We start from the raw sequence: 19304 nt of genomic DNA, 5'->3' as shown, positions 1-19304 counted from the left end.
CCACCATGGATCGAGGTGCGCCCAGGATCTTCCGACGTGAGGCTCTCCGGAAAAATGCAGGGCGGCTCGAAGGGGACATCCTCCGCACGCCTTCCGGCTGGACGACGTGGGCGTATCGTATCCTCTTCGCTGCGCTCGTCGCCGTCGTCGCATTCAGTGTCCTCGCCACGATTTCCGAGTATGCGTCCGGCCCTGCCGTCGTCTGGGTCCCCGGCAGGCTCGACCTCACGGCGACCGTCCAGGGAACGGTGCATTCCATCGACATCCGATCGGGGCAGCGCGTCGCGGCGGGGGACCTCTTGATTCGCCTGCAATCGTGGCAAGCCGAAGCCGAGCTCTCGCGCGCGCAGCGCGAATTCGATCTCCAGCTCATGAAGACCCTGCGTGATCCGTCCGACGCGCAGGCGCGGCAGACGCTCACGGCGCTCCGAACCCAGAAAGACCTGGCCAAGGCGCGCCTCGAGCAGCTCTTCATCCGCGCTCCCCGGGCCGGTGTCGTGGGCGATGTCAGGATTCGCCCTGGGCAGGCGGTCGCGACGGGCGACGTCGTGCTCCACCTGCTCGACCCCTCCCGGGGGCCCTCGATCCTCGCCATCGTGCCTGCCCAGTACAGGCCGCAGCTCCGCCCCGGCATGTCCATGCGCTTCGAGCTGAAGGGGTATCGCTTTGCGTACACCGAGGCGACCATCACCTCGGTCGGCAACCAGATCATCGGCCCGCAGGAGGTGCAGCGTTACCTGGGACAGGAGCTCGGCGATACGGTCGAGATCAAGGGGCCCGTCGTCCTGATCGAATCGGTCCCCTCGTCCCCGACGTTCGAAATCGAAGGGCAGCGCTTCGACTTCCACCACGGGATGAACGGCATGGCGGAAGTGCGCGTGCGGTCGGAGCACGTGATCGTGGCGTTGGTTCCGGGCCTTCGCGTGCTGCTCCGGAGGCCACATGAATAAAGAAGCGCAATCGGGAGATCTGCACCGCCGTTTCCCGGCGCTCGCGCGCCTGGGTCAGAAGGGAAAGCGCATTCCGTTCATCCAGCAGCTCGCGTCCACCGAATGCGGCGTTGCCTGCCTTGCCATGGTGCTCGGGTACCATGGCAAGAACGTCCCTTACGAGGAGCTGCGCAGCATCGTCGCGCTCGGCAGGGGCGGCACGACGGCCCGGGAAATCCTCCGCGCGGCCCGGTATCATGGGCTCCGCGGCCGCGGCGTGCGACTCGAGCCGAGGGCCCTCGGGCACCTACCCACGGCGTCGATCCTACACTGGGAATTCGACCATTTCGTCGTCCTGGAGAGGGTCTCGAAAAAAGGAATCGACATCATCGATCCGGGCGCGGGCAGGCTCCGGCTGCCCCTGTCCGAGGTCGACCGCTCCTTCACCGGCGTCGCGCTGGTCCTCGAGCCGTCCGAGCAGTTCCCTCCACCCGAGGGCGCGCGCAAGCGAACGTCTCCGTCCGCATATCACGCCCACCTGCGCGAAGCTGGCGCGTGGGGACGCATCGTCACCACCTCGTTTTTCTTGCAGGCCATGCTGCTCGCTTTGCCCGTGCTGACCGGCACCGTCGTGGACCGCGTGGTGCCACGGAGCGACCAGCATATGCTCGTCGTGCTGGCCATCGGAATCGTGGGCATCATGGTCTTTCACCTCCTGGCCTCGCTGGTACGGGCGCACCTCCTCCTCGACATGCGCACGATCCTGGACGCCCGGATGACCTTGAGCTTCATGGAGCACCTCATCGCGCTGCCCTACGCCTTCTTTCAGCGCCGCTCGACGGGAGATCTCCTGATGCGGCTGAACAGCAATACCCTCATCCGCCAGATCTTGACCTCTGGCATGCTCTCGGCGCTGCTCGATGGGACGATGGCGATCGGCTACCTCGCGCTGCTGTTCATGGTGAGCTGGCAAATCGGGCTACTCGCCCTGGCGTTCGGTGTCGCTCAGATAGGCATCCTCGCGCTCACCAGCAAGAAGCGCAGAGAGCTCGACGCCCGTATGCTCGCCAGGCAGGCGCGCTCCGAGAGCTATCAGGTCGAGATGTTCGCCAACGTGGAGACGCTCAAGGCCATGGGCGCGGAGGAGCGCGCGCTCGAGCAGTGGTCGAACCTGTTCGTCGACGTGCTCAACGCGTCGCTCTCCGAAGGCAAGCTCGACGCGGTCGTGGAGGCGCTCGGCAGCACGCTCCGCATGAGCGCCCCGCTCGTTGTCTTGTGGGTCGGGGCCATCCAGGTGCTCGACGGAACGATCTCGCTCGGGGTGATGCTCGCGCTCAACGCGCTGGCCGCCGGCGTCTTCGCGCCGCTTTCGAGTCTTTCGGCGAATGCCAGCAAGCTCGAGCTCCTCGGTTGTTATCTCGAGAGGGCCGAGGATGTTCGACGCACGCCGCCCGAGCAAGCTCCGGGCGGCAAGACGATGATGCGCCTGCGCGGGCAGATCGAGGTCCAGCATGTGAGCTTCCGCTACAACCCGCTCGACCCGGTGGTGGTCGACGACGTCTCGCTTCGGATCGAGCCGGAGCAGTTCGTCGCCATCGTCGGCCGCTCGGGCTCCGGCAAGACGTCCCTGGCCTGCCTGCTCACTGGCCTTTACCGCCCCGACGCCGGCGCGATCCTCTACGACGGGGTCAAGCTCGCGGACCTCGACATCCGTGAGGTGCGCCGCCAGCTCGGTATCGTGACGCAGAAGGTTTCTCTCTTCGGCACGACCCTACGTGACAACATCTCGCTGGGACACCCTGATGCGACCGCGGAGGAGATCCTGGAGGCGGCGCGAAGGGCGCACATCCATGACGATATCGTGGCGATGCCGGCCGGGTACGACACGGTCCTCGCGGATGGTGGTAGCTCCCTGTCCGGCGGCCAGCGTCAGCGCCTGGCGCTGGCCAGGGCCCTCGTGCGCAAGCCGGCCATCCTGCTCCTGGACGAGGCCACCAGCGCCCTGGATGCCATCACGGAGACCGCGTTGAACGAGGAGCTGGCGAAACTGCGATGCACGCGCATCGTGATCGCGCACCGCCTCAGTACGATCAGGAATGCGGACAAGATACTCGTGATGCACGAAGGGCGGTTGGTGGAGCAGGGAAGGCACGCAGAGCTTCTGGCCCGTGGTGGGTACTATGCATCGCTGGTTGTAAGCCAAATGGAAAACGATGCACTGGGATCCGCGGGCAGCGTTGGCCCGACGCCTGATCGCCAGACTTAGAACAACTTCCCCTGCTTCTCGGGCGCCGTCTTCGCCCCCTTGCCGGCCTTCTTCGGGACCGGGGCCTCCGCCTCGTCCCCCGCGTCCGCGTCCTCGCTCGGTGCGCGCCCCTTCTTCTTCCCGGCAAGCCCGAGCCGCTGCTCCTCCCGCGCGCGCTCGGCGTTGAGGACGTACAGCCGATCGATGACCTCGTCCTCGAAGGCCTGGAGCGCTTCGCGGTCCGCGTCCGTGAGGGGGCAGAAGGGCGGGACGGGGATGTCGCTCCAGCCGTAGGCGGCGAGGACGGCGCGGTCCATGTCCTCGTGGAGGCGGCGGAGGTCGAGGATCCGCCCGTCCTCGCAGGCCGGGTCCTTCAGGGCGTTGTAGGTCTTCGTGAGGCCCTGGTTGGTGTCGACCATGAAGCGGGCGCGGGCCGAGTAGAGGCGTTCGCCGATGGATTCGAGGTCGGGCAGGACGGTGCGGGGGTCGGGGTGGGGGAAGGGGAAGGTTTCGAAGCAGTCCGAGGCGGCGTAGCGCAGATCGGTCCTCATCGAGGAAGACAACAGCCGCGCCCATAGCTCATGGATGCGCGATTGGAGTGCGGCAAAGGCCGAGTCCCGATCGAGCGCGAAGACGAAAACCGTGTTCGACAGAACCCGGTCAAGTGGCTGCCAGGCGAAGGTGAGGTGCTTCGTGACGTTTGCGGCCACGAGACACCTTGTGCAGGGCTTGAGAGCCGCATGCAGTGGATCGCAGCGGTCGAGGAACTGCCACCAGTATTTCTTCCCGTGTCCGCCCTTGCCCGTATTGTCTCGAACCGCGTCCCGCGCCGGTTTCACGAGGGTTCGTACCCTGTCCAGAAGCTCCGGCCACACCGCAGCCTCTGCCACGTCTCTCTTGCCAAAGTTGATCACGAACCGGTCGAATCCCTGCGATGGATCCGTGTTGATCTCCTCGCCTCCGAGGTACGGGAAGATCACCTGGGCGTTGGATGGACGCGTCGCAAGGAATGCGTCCCGCTCGCTGGGTGACAGAACGAAGCCTGCTCCGGCGATCTTGTGTCCCTGGTAGCAAAACGCCTCGTTCACTTGGAGTGGGACAGGATCGCCCCTTTCGGCGTTCGCACGCAGCATGGAGTTGATAATCCCGACCTCCTGACCATCCAGGATTCGATGCAAGCTTGGTTGAGCAGTGGGGGCGCCGACGGCGAAATGGACGATCGCCACGGCCACGTTCGCCTCGCCAGGCCACTGGAGTGCGGAAGTGGCATCGTAGATCGTACCCCCCGCATGGACGATAGCAGCGAGCCCTGTGCCACGTGTATCACCTTGCGCGATGGTATTCGTGGCAATCAGGCCAGCCGCGCCGTTTGAGCCCAGCAAGGAATAAGCACGCCAGAAAAAATGCGCGCTGAGGTCCCCGCGTCCCTCCGCGGTCGGGTGTGCTGCCTTCAGCCAGTCCCGATACCCGACGCCCAGCGCTCCGCTAACCTTCGAGCCCCCAAGGAACGGCGGATTCCCGACGAACGCATCCATGTTCGCCGCGCCATTGACTCGCCCGCCATCCAGCGGATCCGGCCTCTTCTCGAAAAACACCTCCGGAAACTCGATCCACCAATGGAAGGGAGAAAGCTTCGCCCGCGCCTCGGCCGCGAGCGCTTCCAACTCCGCCCCCGCCTCCCCATTCTCGTGCCCGACCCACGCCTCGACCAGATCGAGCCTCCGCTTCCGCTCCTCCTTCCGCGCCGCGTCCTTCTCCTCCGCAAAGAACGCCCCCACGCACGCATCCGCCACGATCCTTACCCGCTCGATCGCCTGCTGCGAGAAATCGAACAGCCTTCGCTTCTCCGCCTGCGACGCCGGATCCTCGTGATCCGCCAGTGCAAGAAGCTGCTGCCTCAGCTCCACCGCCTGATCGAGCGCCTCCCGCAGGAGCACCCGCACCGTCTCCGTCTGCCCCGACGGCGCCCAGTGGAACGACTCGATCTGCTTGAAATCCAGCCCCACGAGGCTGTCGCCGTGACGCAAAGCATGGTCGACGAACGTGAATGGAAGCGTCCGGCTCATCGTGACGAGCCAGAGCGAGAGCTTCGCCAGCTCCACGGCCGCCGGGTTCTTGTCGACCCCATACAGGCACCGCTGCGCGACGAGCCTTCGCGCATGCAGGTGCGCATCCCCGAACAACTCGATCATCCGCGCGAGCTCGCCCTGCCGCGTCCACGCCGCCACGATCTCGTTCGCCAGCTCGTGACACGCGGCCACGAGGAACGCGCCCGACCCCATCGCGGGGTCGCAGATCTTGAGCTGCAGGATCTGCTCGGGCGTGCGCTCGGGGCCGAGGCACGCGAGGAGCGGTTCGAGGGTGCGGCGCACGACCTTCACCGTGAGCGAAGGCGGCGTGTAATGGGTGCCGGTGCGGCGGCGCTCCTCGCCGGGCTGGAGGACGAGGCGGCCGGAGGCGACGCGGTGGCGGACGGCGTCGTCCTTGCGGCCGGGGGAATGGGCGGAGAGCGCCTCGGCGAGCGCGTGGTCGTCCTTGCCGGCTTCCTTGACGGCCTTTTCGATGGTGCCCACGGGCCCGGGATTGAGGCCGCAGGTCTCCTTGAGGAAACGCGCCCGGTCCGTGGGGCTCATCGCTCGGAGGGCCGCGGTCTCGGCCCAGACGCCATGTTTGCCGAGCCGCGCTGAGGGGCTCTCGACGCGCAGCACGTGGAAGCCCATCAGCGACTCGTAAACGCTGCCAATCTGCACGACGTCGAGCGTGCGATAACTGAGCCGCTGCCCGCTGAAGACCATCAGGCGGTGCAGGACGCGGTAAATCGTGCCGTCATCGATGCTCGGCGGCCGGGCCTCGGCGCGGGCGGCGGGATCGGTCACCGCAGCGGTCCAGCCGGGGAGGCCTCCTTCGAGGAAGGGATACGTGTTCGGGTCGAAGAGGCGTCCGCGGCGCGGGGGGAGCTCGAGCGTGCCGTGTTTCACGCCAAAGAAAACGGCGCGGAAAAGCGCGAGGAGCTGCCCGTACGCGCCGAAGCGATGGTGCATGCTCTCGGGATGCGCGCCCGCGTCGTGGCTGAGGCGGGCATAAAGGCCGGCGAGGCTCAGGTGCTCGGCGTACGTGGAGTGCTCGACGGGCAGGAGGGCCTGGTCCTCCGCGTAAAGCAAGAAGACGAGGCGGAGCACGACGGAGAGAACGCCCTGATAAAAATGGTCGCCCTCGGCCTCGACGGCCGGACGGAGCCAATCGAGCGAGGCGCCCACGCAATCGCGGGCGGCCGCGGCCTCGAAGCCAGCGAGGAGGATCTCGACGGCCTCGAAGACCTGTTTCGCGAGCTCCTCGGTGACGTCGGCCTGGCGGCGGCGGCTCTCGGCGAGCAGGTCTTCGAGGGTGTGCTCGGGCGAGGCGCTGTAGGCGCGGCGGGCGTGGAGCAAGAGGTCGAGCGCGGTGAGGAGCGGGCGGCCCTCGGGGCCGCGGAGGTGCTCGACGCGGAAGGTGAGGTGCCCGGTGGATTCGCCGATCGGCGCGTAGACGAGGCGGAGGTGTTTTCCGTTGAAGAGCAGGCCAATGGGAATGCCGACGTGGCGGAGGAGGCGCTCGAACTTGGCGGTCGGCGGATATCGCCACGGGCCAGTGACGGCCTCGGGCTCGTCGAGGTCGATATCGGTGCCGGATTCGGTGAGATCCCACAAGAGGACAAACCAGCGCGCGGAGGCAGAGGCGGGAGCGGCGGCGGGAGCGGCAGCGGGGGCTTCGTCGAAGGCGGCGAACGGGTCATCCTCCGAGGCGACGAAGGGCCCGCGCCCGAGGGCGAAGCTCGGCCGGATCTCCTGCCCGCCCTCGGCGGCGTAGAACGAGAGCTCCTCCGGCAGCTCGGCGCGCGGGACGAGCATTCCCGGCTGCGCATACCCGAGGAACTCTCTGAATAACGCGGTCAGGCTCCGGATGCGCGGGGCGTCCCCGTCGAGCTGCGTGGCGAACGAGGTCGAGAGCTCCGCGCGCTCCTCGGGCGCGATCTGCGCATCCGCGAGGACCGGCACGCTGAAGACCAGGCCCTCGATGGGTTGCGCGAGGCCGAGCCATTTCTTGTGGAAGAGGACGTCGCGATCCTTCATGTCATCGACTCCGGGAAGGCAACGACGAGCCCCACGGGCGTGAGGCGGGACATGCGGACTTCGTAGAGGGCCTCGATCGCGGCCGGCTCGGTCTCGAGCTCGCTCGCGGCCGCGGCGCGGCGGCGGTCGAGGTGGCGGAGGTCGAGGTCGACCTGGCGTTTTTGCTCCTTGTCCTGCAGCTCGAAGAGGTCGGCCTGGCGAAGGCGGGCCTCGGCCTTGTCGATGGCCGAGCGCTGCCGGAGGAGCAGATCCCGCAGATCGTTGGCCTCGCGCCGCGCGCGCTCGGCGAGGCCTTGGCGGGCCTCGACGGCGAGGGCGTCGGCCTCGGCTTCGAGGTGCGGCCAGAGGGCGCGGAAGAGGGTTTCCGCATTTTCGCGGATGCGCTTGGTGATGGTCGCGTTGGGGGCGCGGGCTCCGCTGGCGAGCAGTTTTTCGGTGGAGGAGATGGCCATCACGGCCGTCGCGCGGTCCTTGTAGGGCTTGATGCTGGCGGCGTCGCCGGACCACGCGGCGGCGAGCGGGACGAGCTGGTCATGCAGGCGCGCGGCGCCGGTACCGAAGAGCGTGAGGCGGCCATATCCAATCACGCGGACGACACTCTCGCCGGGCGCGACCACAGCCGTCACGCGGGAGAGGTCGTGCGCGGAAAAGCCCTGCGCGAGGAAACGGTCGAGGATCCGCTTGACGAACGGGTGCGAGAGGTGGAGCTGCTCGGCGCCTTCGGAGAGGCTCGCGAGCGGGTGGAAGGTGACAGGAAGCGGGGGCTTCTTGCGCCACTCCCAGAACTCTTCGGTGCGTCCGCGGGGAGGCCTCAGCGTGTCGAGGGTGACGTCCCACGAGCGATCGAGGGGCGGGAGCTCGTAGGTCGGGCGGCCGTCGCTGGTTTTGCCGGCGTCCTTGAGGGTCGGGGCACCGGCGAGGGTCAGGCCAATCTCGACGACGCCCCGGAGCGCGTCGGGCTCCACTTCGAGCGTGCGCCGGGAGTTTTCCAGGCGGCGGCCGGCGCGCTCGTTCTCGGCGCGCAGGGCCGCGAGGTCGGTGCGTTGCGCTTCGAGCTCGGTGTCGACGGTGGCGGTCTTGGCGCCCGCGCCGACCTTTTCGATGGTCGCGCGAGACTTGCTCGTGATGCCGTTTTCGAGCGCGGCCTCGATCTGCCCGAGCAGCACGGCGCCGAGGGAGCCGAGCTCGCGCTGGACGGTGGCGATCTTGCGGACGGCGGTCTCAAGGACCTGATCCTCGGCGCGCTCGGGGTAAATGAAATAATGACAGCGGACTTCGGGGGCGGGCTGCAACGTACGGTCGATGCGGCCGTTGCGCTGCTCCATGCGGGCCGGGTTCCAGGGGATGTCGATGTGGAAGAGGTCGGCGCAGTGGGCCTGGAGGTTGACGCCTTCGCGGGCGGCGTCGGTCGCGACGAGGATACGCACGGGGTGCGCGTCGGGGGCGCTGTTGAAGGCGCGTTGCACCTCGTCGCGGGCCTCGTCGCCCATGCCGCCGTGGAATTGCATGATGCGCTGCTCGCCGTCCTCGGTCCACGCGACGGCGGCAGCGAGGAGCTCGACGAGGTAACGTTTCGTGTCCGCATACTCGGTGAAGATGATCACGCGGCGCGGGGACCATTTGCGGCTCGCGCGTTTGTCTTCGCCGAGGCCGATGGCGGGGCAGAGGTGCTCGCGCATCCAGGCGAGCAGTGCGAGCGCCTTGGCGTCCGGCTCGCGGCGGGCTTTTTCGGCGAGGGCGCGCATCTCAGCGAGGAGCGCGCGGCCCTCCTCGGTCGGGCTCGGGAGGGATGCGCTGGCGTGGCGGACGGCCGCGGCGCTCTCCTCGGCGACGGCCTCGTCGGAGAGGCCGTGCGTCTCGGGATCGGCCTCGAGGTCGAGCGTGAGCTTTTGCTGCTGCGGAGCCGCGACGGGCCCGCCTTTCTTCGCGAGGCCCTGCGCGTGTGCCTCGATCGAGCGCGCAAATGCCTCGGGGCTCGAAAGCAGCCGTTGTTGCAGGTGAATGAAGGGGAAACGTCCTTGCCCGGAAGCGGGCGCGCAAAGCTCGGTGTAACGCTGGAGTTTTTCGCCCAGGAGGAGCTCGACGGGCTGACCTGCCCCGAGGTCACTCGTGGCGGCTTTGCCTTCCTCTCCGGTCTCCGCGTCGTAGCTCGTCTGCGCGAGGCGCCAAGATCCCCCCTTGTTCGAGAGGGCGAGCTGCACGAGGAGGCGCCTCGGAAAACGCTCGACGCCGAGCTGGCGAAGGTCGCGCTTGAGCCTTCGCACCATGATCGGGTCGAGGTCCTTCTTGCCCTCGACCGGGACGCCGCGGGTGAAGCGCACAGGGTCGAGGATCTCGAGGAGCGCGCTGAAGCTGTTCGAGTGGCCGTTGTGTGGTGTAGCGCTGAGGAAGAGGCGATTGTCGAAGCGGGGAGCGAGGTCGCGGATCGTCCGCGTGATGTCGGTATCGGTCGCGTACTTGCTCGCGGAGGCCGGCGCCGCCACATGGGCCTCGTCGAGGATGAGCAGGCCTTTGCGAGCCCTCTCGCCGAGGTGGTGCAGGAGCGGATCGCGATACTCGGGCCGGCGCAGGAGGGCGTGGGAGACGATGAAGCGATTGTGCGTGCTCCAGGGGTTCGTCCCGAACCCGTGCTCCTGGCGGCGATAACCGACGAATTGTCGCGTCATCACCTCGAAGCGCAGGCCGAAGCGGCGCTGCATCTCGCCTTGCCACTGGAGGCAAACGGACGCCGGACAAACGATGAGGACGAAGCTCGCTTGCTGGCGGAGGAGGAGCTCTTGGAGCACGAGGCCCGCCTCGATTGTCTTGCCGAGGCCGACGTCGTCGGCGATGAAGAGGTTCGCCCGCGGCAGCTCGAGCGCCTTCATGAGCGGCGTGAGCTGGTGGGCCATGAGCTTGATGCCGGCGCGGAAGGGGGCCTGGAAGCGGGTCGCGTCGGCGGCGCTGACGGCGCTCCATTTCAGGGCGTGCAGGTAGGCGCCGAAATGGGCGGGTGGATCGAGCCGGGGAGCGTCGCCGAGGCCGTGGGTCTCGGGGGCGACGATGCGAGCGCCGAGCTCGAGGTCCCAGAGGACGTCGATGGGACGGCCGGGATCGTCGTCGTCGAGGCAAACGAGGCGGACGAGCGGGGACTCGTTGCCGGTGCCGAGGGCCACGTCCTCGACGAGCCATTGCCGGTGGCGGGCGTGGACGATCTGGCCTTTGGTGGGGAGGCCGTCGGGGCTCTGCGCGGGCGGGCGAACCGTCGAGGCTTTCGGATCGAGGCCGGCGGCTTCGAGGAGGAGGGCCTGGAGGTCGCTGCGGGCGCGGGCGGAGGGGTCGAGGCCGTGGCGTCGGCAGACGGCGCGGAGTTCATCGCGGCCGAGCTCGCGGAGGAGGGTCGGGAGGCGCTTGCCGAGGTGATCGGCGAGCCGGGCGAGGAGGCGATCCTTGGGAGCGGAGAGCTCGCGGACGTCGCAGCCGAGCAGGCGGCAGAGGTCGAGGAGGCGGCCGGCGGAGAGGACGGCGAGGACCGAGGCTACGGTCGGGGTCGTGGGGACCGGTGCGAGGACGGAGGTCTGCGCGGGGGCGGAGCTGTCGGGGGTTTTGTGGGGTTTCCTCGCGGCCATCGTGGTCTCCGGCAGGGCCCGGCGGTGGGGGCCAGCCTTGGGGGGGCGGGAGTCTACAGGAAGTCGAGCGCAGGGTGGGGCTCGAACGGGCCTGGAGGGAGAGGGACTACCCGGCGCCTTCAAGTGGATGAACCAGCTTTACCTGGCGCGTCTCGACTTCCCGATCTCCTTGCGATGGGTCGTAGAAGTACCAGATGTTGAACTTGCGTTCGTCGCGGTGGGTATCCGAGCGGAGATCGGGCCACGTGAGATAGTCAGCAATGCACTTTTGCAGGTCCAGCTTCACCGCTGCACTCGCTTCCTGCCGCCATGCGGCCATCACCGCGCCGAGCAGAAGATCGCAGAGCTGGATCGACGCTTTTTCTTTCGAGTCGTGCGTGAAGACCTTGTCGACGGGGCGAACCTCCCCGAACACCCGACGGAGCACACGGTTCGCGATGATCTCGACCACCTCGTCTGCCTTCTTGTAGCTCGAAGCAATCGGATCGACCCAGATGCGGAAGGTCTGCTCGCGGCCCTTGTGTGTCCTCAAGCAGCGCTTGATCTTGTTCGTCAGGAGCATTGTAAAGTGCTTCTGCCGTGCGAGATCGAAGCTGCCCCTATGGAGTTCCTTCTTCACCTTCGCCTTTCGCACCACAAGACAGTGAAAGACGAGCCAGTTCGTGCGGAAGAAGAAGTCAACGAGGTCCCGATAGAAGGCGATGTACCGAGGCCGCACGTTCGTCCACTTGATCTCCGCCGAGTAGCCGTGGCGCTCCCGCAGCTCCTTGATCGCCGCGTGAAACTCCCCACGCCGCTGCCACTTCATCCAGAGTGAGCCAAAGCCGTAGAACTGGGAGCCGTCGACGCCAGACTCATCGCACGAGATGAGCCAGCGGAGCACCCCAGGCGGGGGTTCGATATCGATTTCGAGTTCGACGGTCATGAAGACTTCCCGCTCCAATTACGATTCTGCCACGCGTTGCCTATCTTCCCCGCTTCGCAGTCGCCGGCACCGCCGTACCGCCAGGGAGCGTCTTGGCGAGCTTCCGTGGCGCGCGAGGCTTTGCCGAAGTGACGCCCGGCAGCGGCAGGGTTGCCTCGGGGGCCTTCTCCTGCGCACGACGCGCGACCGGCGCGGCGTCGAACCCTGGCAACGGTAGGGTCTCGCCTCTCGGGCGTGCTGCAGGCGGAGCCCGCTTGATCGTGACGTTGCTCGACAGCGGTGCCGGGTAGTCGATGCCCCTGCCCGCAAGGAGCTGCTCCACCGTCAGGATCTGGATCCGCGGATGCCGCCCCCATGGCGAGTCGTAGAAGCCGGCCGTCGCGGCCTCCTTCTCCATATCGCGCGTTGGCAAGTTCATCGTGAGCAGCGCGCCGATCTCTGCTTGCTCCCGCTCGAGCACACCACGCAGCTCGCGCACGTGCACGGGCATGACCTTGCCGGCCTTCACCGAGATGACGATCTGCTTCGTTCTGCCCCCGCGCCCTGGTTCATCATGAAAAAAGAGGCGCCCGTCGATCCCCTTGTCGGGCCCGAGCTTCTTCTCCGCCGGGCGCGCGCCGACACGCCCCAGGATCCACCACTCGAACTGGTGCGGGTTCTCGCCCGCGAGCTGCCTTGCATCCTCGACCGTCTTGGGCTCACCGACTACGTCGAAATCCGCTCCGGCCCCGAACGTCGCCAGCAGCCGGTGCTTCACGAGGCCGATCGCGAGGTGCGTGATGTCGATCCCGATCCAGCGGCGGCCGAGCCTCTGGGCGACAGCCACGGCCGTGCCGCAACCGCAGAAGGGGTCGAGCACGACGTCCCCTTCGTCGCTGCTCGCGCGGATTACACGCTCGAGGAGCGCCTCGGGCTTCTGGGTCGGGTAACCAAGCCGCTCCTTGCCGATGGGCGCGATGACGCCGACTTCCCAGACGTCGGACAGTGGGGGTCCAACCGTCTCCTCCTCGACGACGCTCGGCTTGCGGTGCCCCGAGGAGAAGTCCGCCCGCTGCTTCTTCGTGCCGAACGTTTTCAGGGTCGAAGCGGCCAGGGGCTCGTAGCCGTACAGCGTGTTGAACTTCTGCTCGCCGTCCGCGCCCTTGCTGTAGAAGAGGAGCACGTCGTGCATCTTCTGGAATTGGCGCGCGACAGTCGGCCATCGGCGGTATCGCCAGATGACCTCGTTTCGGAAGCACGCGGGGCCGAAGAGGGCGTCGAGCAGCACCTTGAGGTAGTGACTCGCTGTCGGATCGCAGTGGAGGTAGAGGGATCCGGTCGGCTTGAGCACCCGGCGCAGTTCGACGAGCCGGAGCGCCATCATGCACAAATAGGCCATGATGTCGCTCTCGCCGAGGAACTGCCGGAGCGACCGCATGGTGAGAGCGACCTGGCCGCTCCGCTCGACGATCTCGCGGTAGGCGGTCTCGGACTCGAGCCCCCACTTCCACGTATCCTCGAAGGCTTGGATCTGGGCTGCCGCCTTCGCGCCCTCCCTCGACTCGAAGATGATGTTGTAGTTCTTGCCGCTCTGGAACGGGGGGTCGAGGTAGACGATGTCGACGGACTCGTCGGGCACGTACTGCCGGAGGACGTCGAGGTTGTCCCCGTAGTAGAGAGTCCCGTGCCGCGCCCGGTCCTGCCCCCCGGGGACGCGCTTGCCTGCCATGGGGCGGGATCGTTGATCGGTTTGTGCTGGGCGGCCTAGTAACCGGCGGCCCAGTCGCAGGAGAGCGCCAGCGCGACGCACGGTGCCCCCTGGCGAGAAAAGGTGGCACGCCGCGCTGCCCAGGCCTATCGAGGGACGCCGGGCCAACAAAGTCGCGACGTCGCGACTATCTTCACCCCTACCTACGTGGGTTCTCGCCCGCGCGTCACCTCTTCCACTTCTTCCTCGGTCACCTCTTCCACTTCTTCGTCAGCCACTTCCTCGGCCGCTTCTTCCTCCACCTGAGCGCCCTCGTGGAACTCAGCCTCCTCCACCTCGTGGGCCTCCTCGCCGTCGCGTGCATCTTCCTCAAGCGTGGGTCGTTCGCGCGAGTCCGGCGGTTCGCCGAGCCAGGTTCCCAGCTTTTCGCTGACGCGCTGGAGTCGCGCGATGAGCTCGCGCTGCTGCTCGAGGGTCTCCTGGTAGCGCTCCCGGAGTTCCGGGGGAGGCGGGGCCTCGTTCGGCGCGGGGAGGAGGCGCTCCCAGGCCTGCACCTGCGCGAGCCATTTCTTGGATGCGGAGCGCATGCCACGCAGGGTCTTCACCGTGTTGCTCTCGGGTCCTTTGCGGCCTGGCGCGCTCTCAGCCGTGATGCGGCTCTTGAGCTCCCGCACCGGCAGACCCTCCTTGAGCACCTGGTTGACGTACTTCCGCCTCTTCCGTCCGTCTTCGACGCCTGCGATCTCGAGCAGGTGCGAGAAGCTGAGGGGCATGCCAATCTTCGGGTAGGGCTGCTTCAGCAGTTCGTTGAGCTCGTCCAGGGGCCATGCCTTGGCGACCTTGCTGTAGCGGTAGAGCGTCTTCTCATCGTAGCCGAGAGAGAGCCCGATCTGGTGCACAGCCTTCTTTCCGTATTTCTCCTCATCCGCCATCGCGTCCTTGACCAGCTCTCCGAGCTGGTATCGCGCGCGAGCGTCCTCCGGGCCTGACTTGGCAAGCGCCTTCCGAACCTTCTCGCATCGGTTGCGTAGCTCGGGGGCCATCTCCTCGGCGTGTACTTGTTCTTCGACGGGACTCTCCACCTCGGTGGTAGCGGTGCTCTTCGGCATCGCGTTCTCCTCTCAACACGGGGCCTCGCCGGCCAGACTCCAGGCGCGCGCTGCGGATAGTTTTTCTCCGCAAGCTCCCTGTGAGATCATCGTGAAGGCGCCGCTTTGCGCGACAAGGACACAGCAGCCCCTGGCTCAAGTGTGTCCGGTTGCCGTCACCCGTCGCTCGATCTCATGAAGAAATCCCGCCTCCCTGCGACTAGCCCGGATGCCATCCGCGCGGATTTGCGTGTGCGCTACAAGGAGGCGTTCGGATGCGAGTGGGATCTGACGCCTTGGGGAGCCCGGTGGCCCGACGTGCTTGCCGAGGCTCGTGCGGCGGATCGGCAGTACGCCGAGGGCATGGAGGTACTAAGAGATCTCCAGCGCGTCCTTCACCGTGTGTTGGACCATGCCCATCGCTGTGGAATTGATCCCAAAATAAAACTACCGTTCGATGTAATGGTCGGCCACACGATGGCCGACGTAGGCGTCGCCGACGTGGTCATGAACGGAGGGGATGCACTGCTAGCGCTCCTCAAGAGAGTCGATGAGGCGATCACGCTACTCGATCTTCCCCCTGCCCAGTACGTCCAGCATATCCGCACAATACCAGACAACCCTATCGACCCGCTCATTGAAGTTCTCACATCGACGCCGGTTGACCCCATCCGCTGGGATGCAATGCGGCGTCTTACGGCAAACGCGACCAGGCAGCTACGCGAGGTACAATTCCGTTCGGTTTCAGGTTCCGAGAGCGTCTCGATCGTAGGCCCGGGGCTCATCGGTGCGCCGCCGCGGTCGATCGAAGGGGCCTCATGGCGCCGTGCCTACCTGGTCGAACTGCTCGACAGTTATCCATTACGTCCCGCGGTTGCTCCTGAGGGTATGGTGGCGCCCACAGACGGTGACATTGCGCTCGTTAGCCTGCTATCAGGGGCCTTGGAAGAGATGTTCGAAAGCCGTGAGAAATCGGTTGGCGGACACGGTGTTGCTGCTGTGCTTGCGGCCGAACGCAAGGCGATAGCGCTGGCCAGACGACGGCGAGGGCCGTCATCAAAATTCCTGCACGAGCACGGCATGACGGTTCAGGATGTCTTCCGGTTGAGGGGGTGGACGGAGGAGAGCGGGAAGAAGGTCGCCGCAGGTCGCCGCACGCGTGGCGAGGTTAAAGGGACGAAAGTTAAGAGAAAGCAGTAGCCCCGTGCGCGCAGGGGCATGAGCCTCGCCCGGTAGGCAGCGCGCCGTGCTACAGCCGCCCCAGCGCACGCGCGCCTGGCGAGGCCCCCGCTTCTCCCTCTAAATAAAGGTTTCCTCGCAGAGGCGCGTTGATGCCAGCCTTCAGCAAAGGGGTGAACGCTCCTGGGATAAGAGCCACGACAACCCGCAAAGGAGCTACCATTCGTGGCAGATCCGACCCCCGATAATCCTTCTTGCCCGGTCGCCGAGATCCAACTGCAGGCCACCGAAACCCTCCTCGACCACGTGCTCGGACGCCCCGGCGTCGCAGCCCATCTCCTCGAATCCCTCGGCAACCTCGCCGCTCTCGCCCGCCTCTCCCCCGAAGCGCTGATCGAACGCTTCGCCCTCACCCCCGACGAAGCGACCCGCATCATCGCCGCCTTCGAGCTCGGCCATCGCCGGCTCATCGAAGGCACAGACGCACCCCGCATTCTCTCCTGTCAGGAAGTCGTCGCCTGGGCCCACCCGCGGCTTGGCCACCTCGTGCACGAGGAGATGCACCTCCTCGCGCTCAGCGGTCAGGGGGCCCTCCGCGGAACTCGCCTCATCGCACGAGGCGGCCTCCACGCGCTCGCGGTTCGTCCCTCCGACATCCTGCGCGCCGGCCTCGAGCTCGCCGCGTCCGGGTTCGTGCTGATCCACAACCACCCGAGCGGCAATCCGGACCCCTCGCCCGAGGACATCGCTCTTACCCGTCGCGTGCAGGAATCCGCAGACCTGCTCGGGATGCCGCTCGTCGATCACGTCATCGTGGTCGCGTCAGGCCGCTTCAGCTCGTTCGTTGCGAACCAGTGGGCGAGCCAGCCGGGCTCGCAATAATCACTCGATTGCAGAGATAAGAATCACGAGGAACCCCTCAGCACCCTGGAGGTCACCGTGATGTCTCGTCTCTCCCGCTTCCTTCGCGACCCCAAGGCGGTCAGCAAGGCGCTTCGCATCGCAGCGGCCGTCATCACCCTGGTCGCGCAGATCATCACCATCTGCCTGGGCTGAGGAGCCACCTCGTCCCGATTCAATCCGAAAGATATACAGGAGAACCCATGCCCATCACGCCCAACGCCGCCCCGACGAACCCCGAGAACCCCGGCACCTCGTTCATCAAACGCGTGCTCGATAACGACAGCACGAAGAAGGGCGCCGCCGCCCTCGTGGCCGGCGTCGTGCTCGCGGTCGTGACCGAGGCCATCTGGCCCTCCAACTCGTAGCGGACATCCTCGGCGAGGCGCTGTTCGACGAGCTGCGGCGCCGCCTCAAGGACATCGCCCCCGTCGCCGATGAGACGCGCGAATGGCTCCGGGAGGCGGCACGTCCGCCACCCGGCGTCGAGCTCGTCAGCGAGGACGGGGCCATGTTCACCGGCGTCGTGTTCGTCGAGCGAAACCGGCCCGTGGCCATGCTGGCATTCCGCCATGCGCCGACACGGCACGCGCCTCGATACGGTCCGCCCCAATACCCCAACCCGTACCCGCCTCCCCATCAGCGGCATCTCTTCGACGAAGACGAAGAAGAGCCGCCGCCGGCCTGGAGGCCCAGCAGGTTGTGGGATCGCTGAAAGCGTCCATCGTCCGTCGACCAGGGCGTCCCGCTGGCACGCAATGACGTGCTCCGGGGCGCCCTTCTGTTTCCGGAAAGGAGATTCCCATGCGCGTCAATGGCCGCACGCTTCGCTACTCCACCCTCGCCGAGCGGCGCATGTTCCTCTCGCTCGGCATCACGGAGTTGCGCGTGCCGCGTTCCATGAACCCGTACACCGTCGCCCGGCGAATCGCTCGGGCGGCGAAAAACAACTCGCCCGACGTGGAGCTCTTCAAGAGCCTCGCGACGCAGGCGAAGCGGGCGCCCGACCAGGCGCCGGGGCCGTCGCCGGACTTCGATCGGCCCGAGCCCGTGCTGCCGGAGCCGCACGAGCCGCTCCATGCCGCGGCGTAGCAGCCTCGAAGAGCTGCGGTGCGCGCTTCGGATCGCGGAGCCAAATACGAAGAGCCTCAGCCGATACCTCGAGGAGACGTCCGAGCATGTGGCCGTTCTCCTCGGGGTCGAGCGCGAGGCTCTCGAGCAACTCGTCGGCAAACCCGACCGTGAAGTGGGGCCGAAGCTCGAGGCCCTGCTTCACAGGCGAACAGAAGCGCAGGAAGTAAGGCGCGCGGAGCGGGCGGCCCAGATCGCCGGCTCCGCCGCCGAGCATCTCGCTCGCACAGCCGTGTGGCACGAGGGGCGGGCGCATCTTGACGCAAGCATTCTCTTCGGTGCCATCCTCGCGGATGTCGGGCACAGGTTCATCGCGTTCCACGGCGGACGTGCCTTCGAGGTCCGCATGCTGCGCCATACGCTGTGGAGCGCGGGTGAAGCGCTTTCCCGGCACGATGACCTTGCCGCCTGGGTCGATGCCGAGGGGCTCCACTTCCGCTGGAAGAACGGGCGGGGCGGCCTGAACTTCCTTTCGCAGCACGTGCCCGCGCGCGACATCGGGTTCGGGCTGCACGTGTATCTCGCGCCGCCCGTACAGCGGCCGAGCGCGCACCGGGCGCAGCGGCCACCGCGGCGTCCGATCTCGCTGGGCGATGAAGTCGTGAACATGACGCTCTTCGCGTAGCGCCTGGCGACAACGTATCACCGCGACGAACTACGTCTGCGGTGCCCTCTCTTCGGACGGCATGCTTGCAATGCATTGCGTCCTCTCCTCGGACAATCCCATGACCAGCAGCGCTGCTTCGACCCTCTCCCGGTCCCAGCGCCGTGTCGCCGCCGTCGGAGGTCGCCATATCGGTGACATCGTCGGATGGAACACGGAGCGTATCAATGTCTCCCGCGAGGATGCTCGGAAGCTCCTCGAGCCCGAAAAGTTCGAGCATCTCATCGTGGACATGGATCCCGCCACGGCGCTCTCCCGCGCCGCCGGTGAGGTGAAGCGGCCGGCGAACATCCTCGTCCGGCCGTTCTCCCGACCGAACGTCGACACGCCCGCGTCGTTCGGGGTCTATCTCCAGAACAAGAACGACGGCGAGAAGGGCGACAGCGTCGTCTGCGGCGCGCGGTGCCGCGTCGATTCGGGTGGCAATCGGATCGTCTCCCTGCCGCCCGAGGGAGGCGCCGGGCTCGATGCCGCTCTCGCGCACGCGGAAAACATCGCCGCGCACGCCAATCACCTCGTCACGCACTGCGAGACGCGGGACATCTCCAATGTCCTCGTCGCCATGGTGAAGGCCCTTTCGGGTGTGCCCATCCGCAACCGCGGCGGCCTCTACCTGCTTCCGCCGCCGTCCTGCGGCACGTGGAAGCGCCTCAAACCCGCGCTCGAAGAACTGCGCGTCGAGCCCCTCACCATCGAGATGCACGACGCGCCAGACAACCTCGCTGTCGCGAAGTCCGCGGCGCAGAGCGCGCTCGAATCCGACATCGCCGAGCTCCTCACGGATCTCGAGAAGGCGAAGACCGACGGCATGCGGCAGGACGCGCTCTCGCGGCGGGTCC

14 protein-coding genes are annotated in these 19304 nt (G+C 66.9%); 9 read left to right on the top strand and 5 right to left on the bottom strand.

Annotated features, from left to right (window positions below):
* Positions 1–5: 5 nt before the first annotated feature.
* Positions 6–950 (top strand): efflux RND transporter periplasmic adaptor subunit, encoded by a 945-nt coding sequence (locus E8A74_RS42285; protein ID WP_136934818.1) that lies wholly within the window; start codon positions 6–8, stop codon positions 948–950.
* Positions 943–3195, top strand: a complete 2253-nt coding sequence (locus tag E8A74_RS42280; protein ID WP_136934817.1) for a peptidase domain-containing ABC transporter — start codon at positions 943–945, stop codon at positions 3193–3195. The genes E8A74_RS42285 and E8A74_RS42280 overlap by 8 nt, the downstream gene beginning before the upstream one ends.
* On the opposite strand, the gene E8A74_RS55735 is transcribed toward E8A74_RS42280, so the two are convergent.
* From E8A74_RS55735 to E8A74_RS42255, 5 genes are all read right to left on the bottom strand, one after another.
* Complete coding sequence (locus tag E8A74_RS55735) at positions 3192–7283, bottom strand: Eco57I restriction-modification methylase domain-containing protein (protein ID WP_136934816.1); 4092 nt, start codon at positions 7281–7283, stop codon at positions 3192–3194. The genes E8A74_RS42280 and E8A74_RS55735 overlap by 4 nt on opposite strands.
* Positions 7280–10891, bottom strand: a complete 3612-nt coding sequence (drmD, locus tag E8A74_RS42270) for a DISARM system SNF2-like helicase DrmD (RefSeq protein WP_136934815.1) — start codon at positions 10889–10891, stop codon at positions 7280–7282. The genes E8A74_RS55735 and drmD overlap by 4 nt, the downstream gene beginning before the upstream one ends.
* Positions 10892–10997: 106 nt before the next feature.
* Positions 10998–11816: a DUF3800 domain-containing protein gene (locus E8A74_RS42265; protein WP_136934814.1), complete on the bottom strand. Its 819-nt coding sequence runs from the start codon at positions 11814–11816 to the stop codon at positions 10998–11000.
* Between the two features lie 40 nt (positions 11817–11856).
* Positions 11857–13524, bottom strand: a complete 1668-nt coding sequence (locus E8A74_RS42260; RefSeq protein WP_136934813.1) for a DNA methyltransferase — start codon at positions 13522–13524, stop codon at positions 11857–11859.
* A 182-nt stretch (positions 13525–13706) separates the two neighbouring features.
* Complete coding sequence (locus E8A74_RS42255) at positions 13707–14612, bottom strand: DUF1016 family protein (RefSeq protein WP_136934812.1); 906 nt, start codon at positions 14610–14612, stop codon at positions 13707–13709.
* A gap of 231 nt (positions 14613–14843) precedes the next feature.
* Here E8A74_RS42255 and E8A74_RS42250 point away from each other — a divergent pair, with 231 nt between their 5' ends.
* The 7 genes from E8A74_RS42250 to E8A74_RS42225 form a co-directional block, all read left to right on the top strand.
* Positions 14844–15791 carry a hypothetical protein gene (locus E8A74_RS42250; protein WP_136934811.1) on the top strand — a complete coding sequence of 316 codons (948 nt, stop codon included), beginning with the start codon at positions 14844–14846 and terminating at the stop codon, positions 15789–15791.
* Between the two features lie 204 nt (positions 15792–15995).
* A complete protein-coding gene (locus E8A74_RS42245; protein ID WP_136934810.1) occupies positions 15996–16652 on the top strand; it encodes a JAB domain-containing protein in 657 nt (218 codons plus the stop codon).
* A 221-nt stretch (positions 16653–16873) separates the two neighbouring features.
* On the top strand, positions 16874–17038 hold the full coding sequence (locus tag E8A74_RS53355) for a hypothetical protein (protein WP_153825187.1): 165 nt from the start codon (positions 16874–16876) through the stop codon (positions 17036–17038).
* A gap of 143 nt (positions 17039–17181) precedes the next feature.
* Positions 17182–17385: a hypothetical protein gene (locus E8A74_RS42240; RefSeq protein ID WP_136934809.1), complete on the top strand. Its 204-nt coding sequence runs from the start codon at positions 17182–17184 to the stop codon at positions 17383–17385.
* A gap of 89 nt (positions 17386–17474) precedes the next feature.
* A complete protein-coding gene (locus E8A74_RS42235) occupies positions 17475–17762 on the top strand; it encodes a hypothetical protein (RefSeq protein WP_136934808.1) in 288 nt (95 codons plus the stop codon).
* Positions 17763–17850: 88 nt separating this feature from the next.
* Positions 17851–18426, top strand: a complete 576-nt coding sequence (locus E8A74_RS42230) for a hypothetical protein (protein WP_136934807.1) — start codon at positions 17851–17853, stop codon at positions 18424–18426.
* A 100-nt stretch (positions 18427–18526) separates the two neighbouring features.
* Positions 18527–19304 (top strand): hypothetical protein (locus E8A74_RS42225; RefSeq protein WP_136934806.1); only part of this gene is annotated, 778 nt, incomplete at its 3' end.

The organism is Polyangium fumosum (assembly GCF_005144585.1).
In the GTDB taxonomy this organism is placed as follows: Bacteria; Myxococcota_A; Polyangia; order Polyangiales; family Polyangiaceae; genus Polyangium; species Polyangium fumosum.
Note: the sequence above shows the minus strand (reverse complement) of the source record. Positions and strands in the feature narration are given on the sequence as shown.

Bases quoted from the DNA above. Each gene is read 5' to 3' on its own strand.
- E8A74_RS42255 (WP_136934812.1), bottom strand. From the start codon at position 14,612: ATGCCGAAGAGCACCGCTACCACCGAGGTGGAGAGTCCCGTCGAAGAA.
- E8A74_RS55735 (WP_136934816.1), bottom strand. From the start codon at position 7,283: ATGAAGGATCGCGACGTCCTCTTCCACAAGAAATGGCTCGGCCTCGCG.
- E8A74_RS42260 (WP_136934813.1), bottom strand. From the start codon at position 13,524: ATGGCAGGCAAGCGCGTCCCCGGGGGGCAGGACCGGGCGCGGCACGGG.
- E8A74_RS42265 (WP_136934814.1), bottom strand. From the start codon at position 11,816: ATGACCGTCGAACTCGAAATCGATATCGAACCCCCGCCTGGGGTGCTC.
- E8A74_RS42285 (WP_136934818.1), top strand. From the start codon at position 6: ATGGATCGAGGTGCGCCCAGGATCTTCCGACGTGAGGCTCTCCGGAAA.
- drmD (WP_136934815.1), bottom strand. From the start codon at position 10,891: ATGGCCGCGAGGAAACCCCACAAAACCCCCGACAGCTCCGCCCCCGCG.
- E8A74_RS42280 (WP_136934817.1), top strand. From the start codon at position 943: ATGAATAAAGAAGCGCAATCGGGAGATCTGCACCGCCGTTTCCCGGCG.
- E8A74_RS42235 (WP_136934808.1), top strand. From the start codon at position 17,475: ATGCGCGTCAATGGCCGCACGCTTCGCTACTCCACCCTCGCCGAGCGG.
- E8A74_RS42240 (WP_136934809.1), top strand. From the start codon at position 17,182: ATGTTCACCGGCGTCGTGTTCGTCGAGCGAAACCGGCCCGTGGCCATG.
- E8A74_RS53355 (WP_153825187.1), top strand. From the start codon at position 16,874: ATGCCCATCACGCCCAACGCCGCCCCGACGAACCCCGAGAACCCCGGC.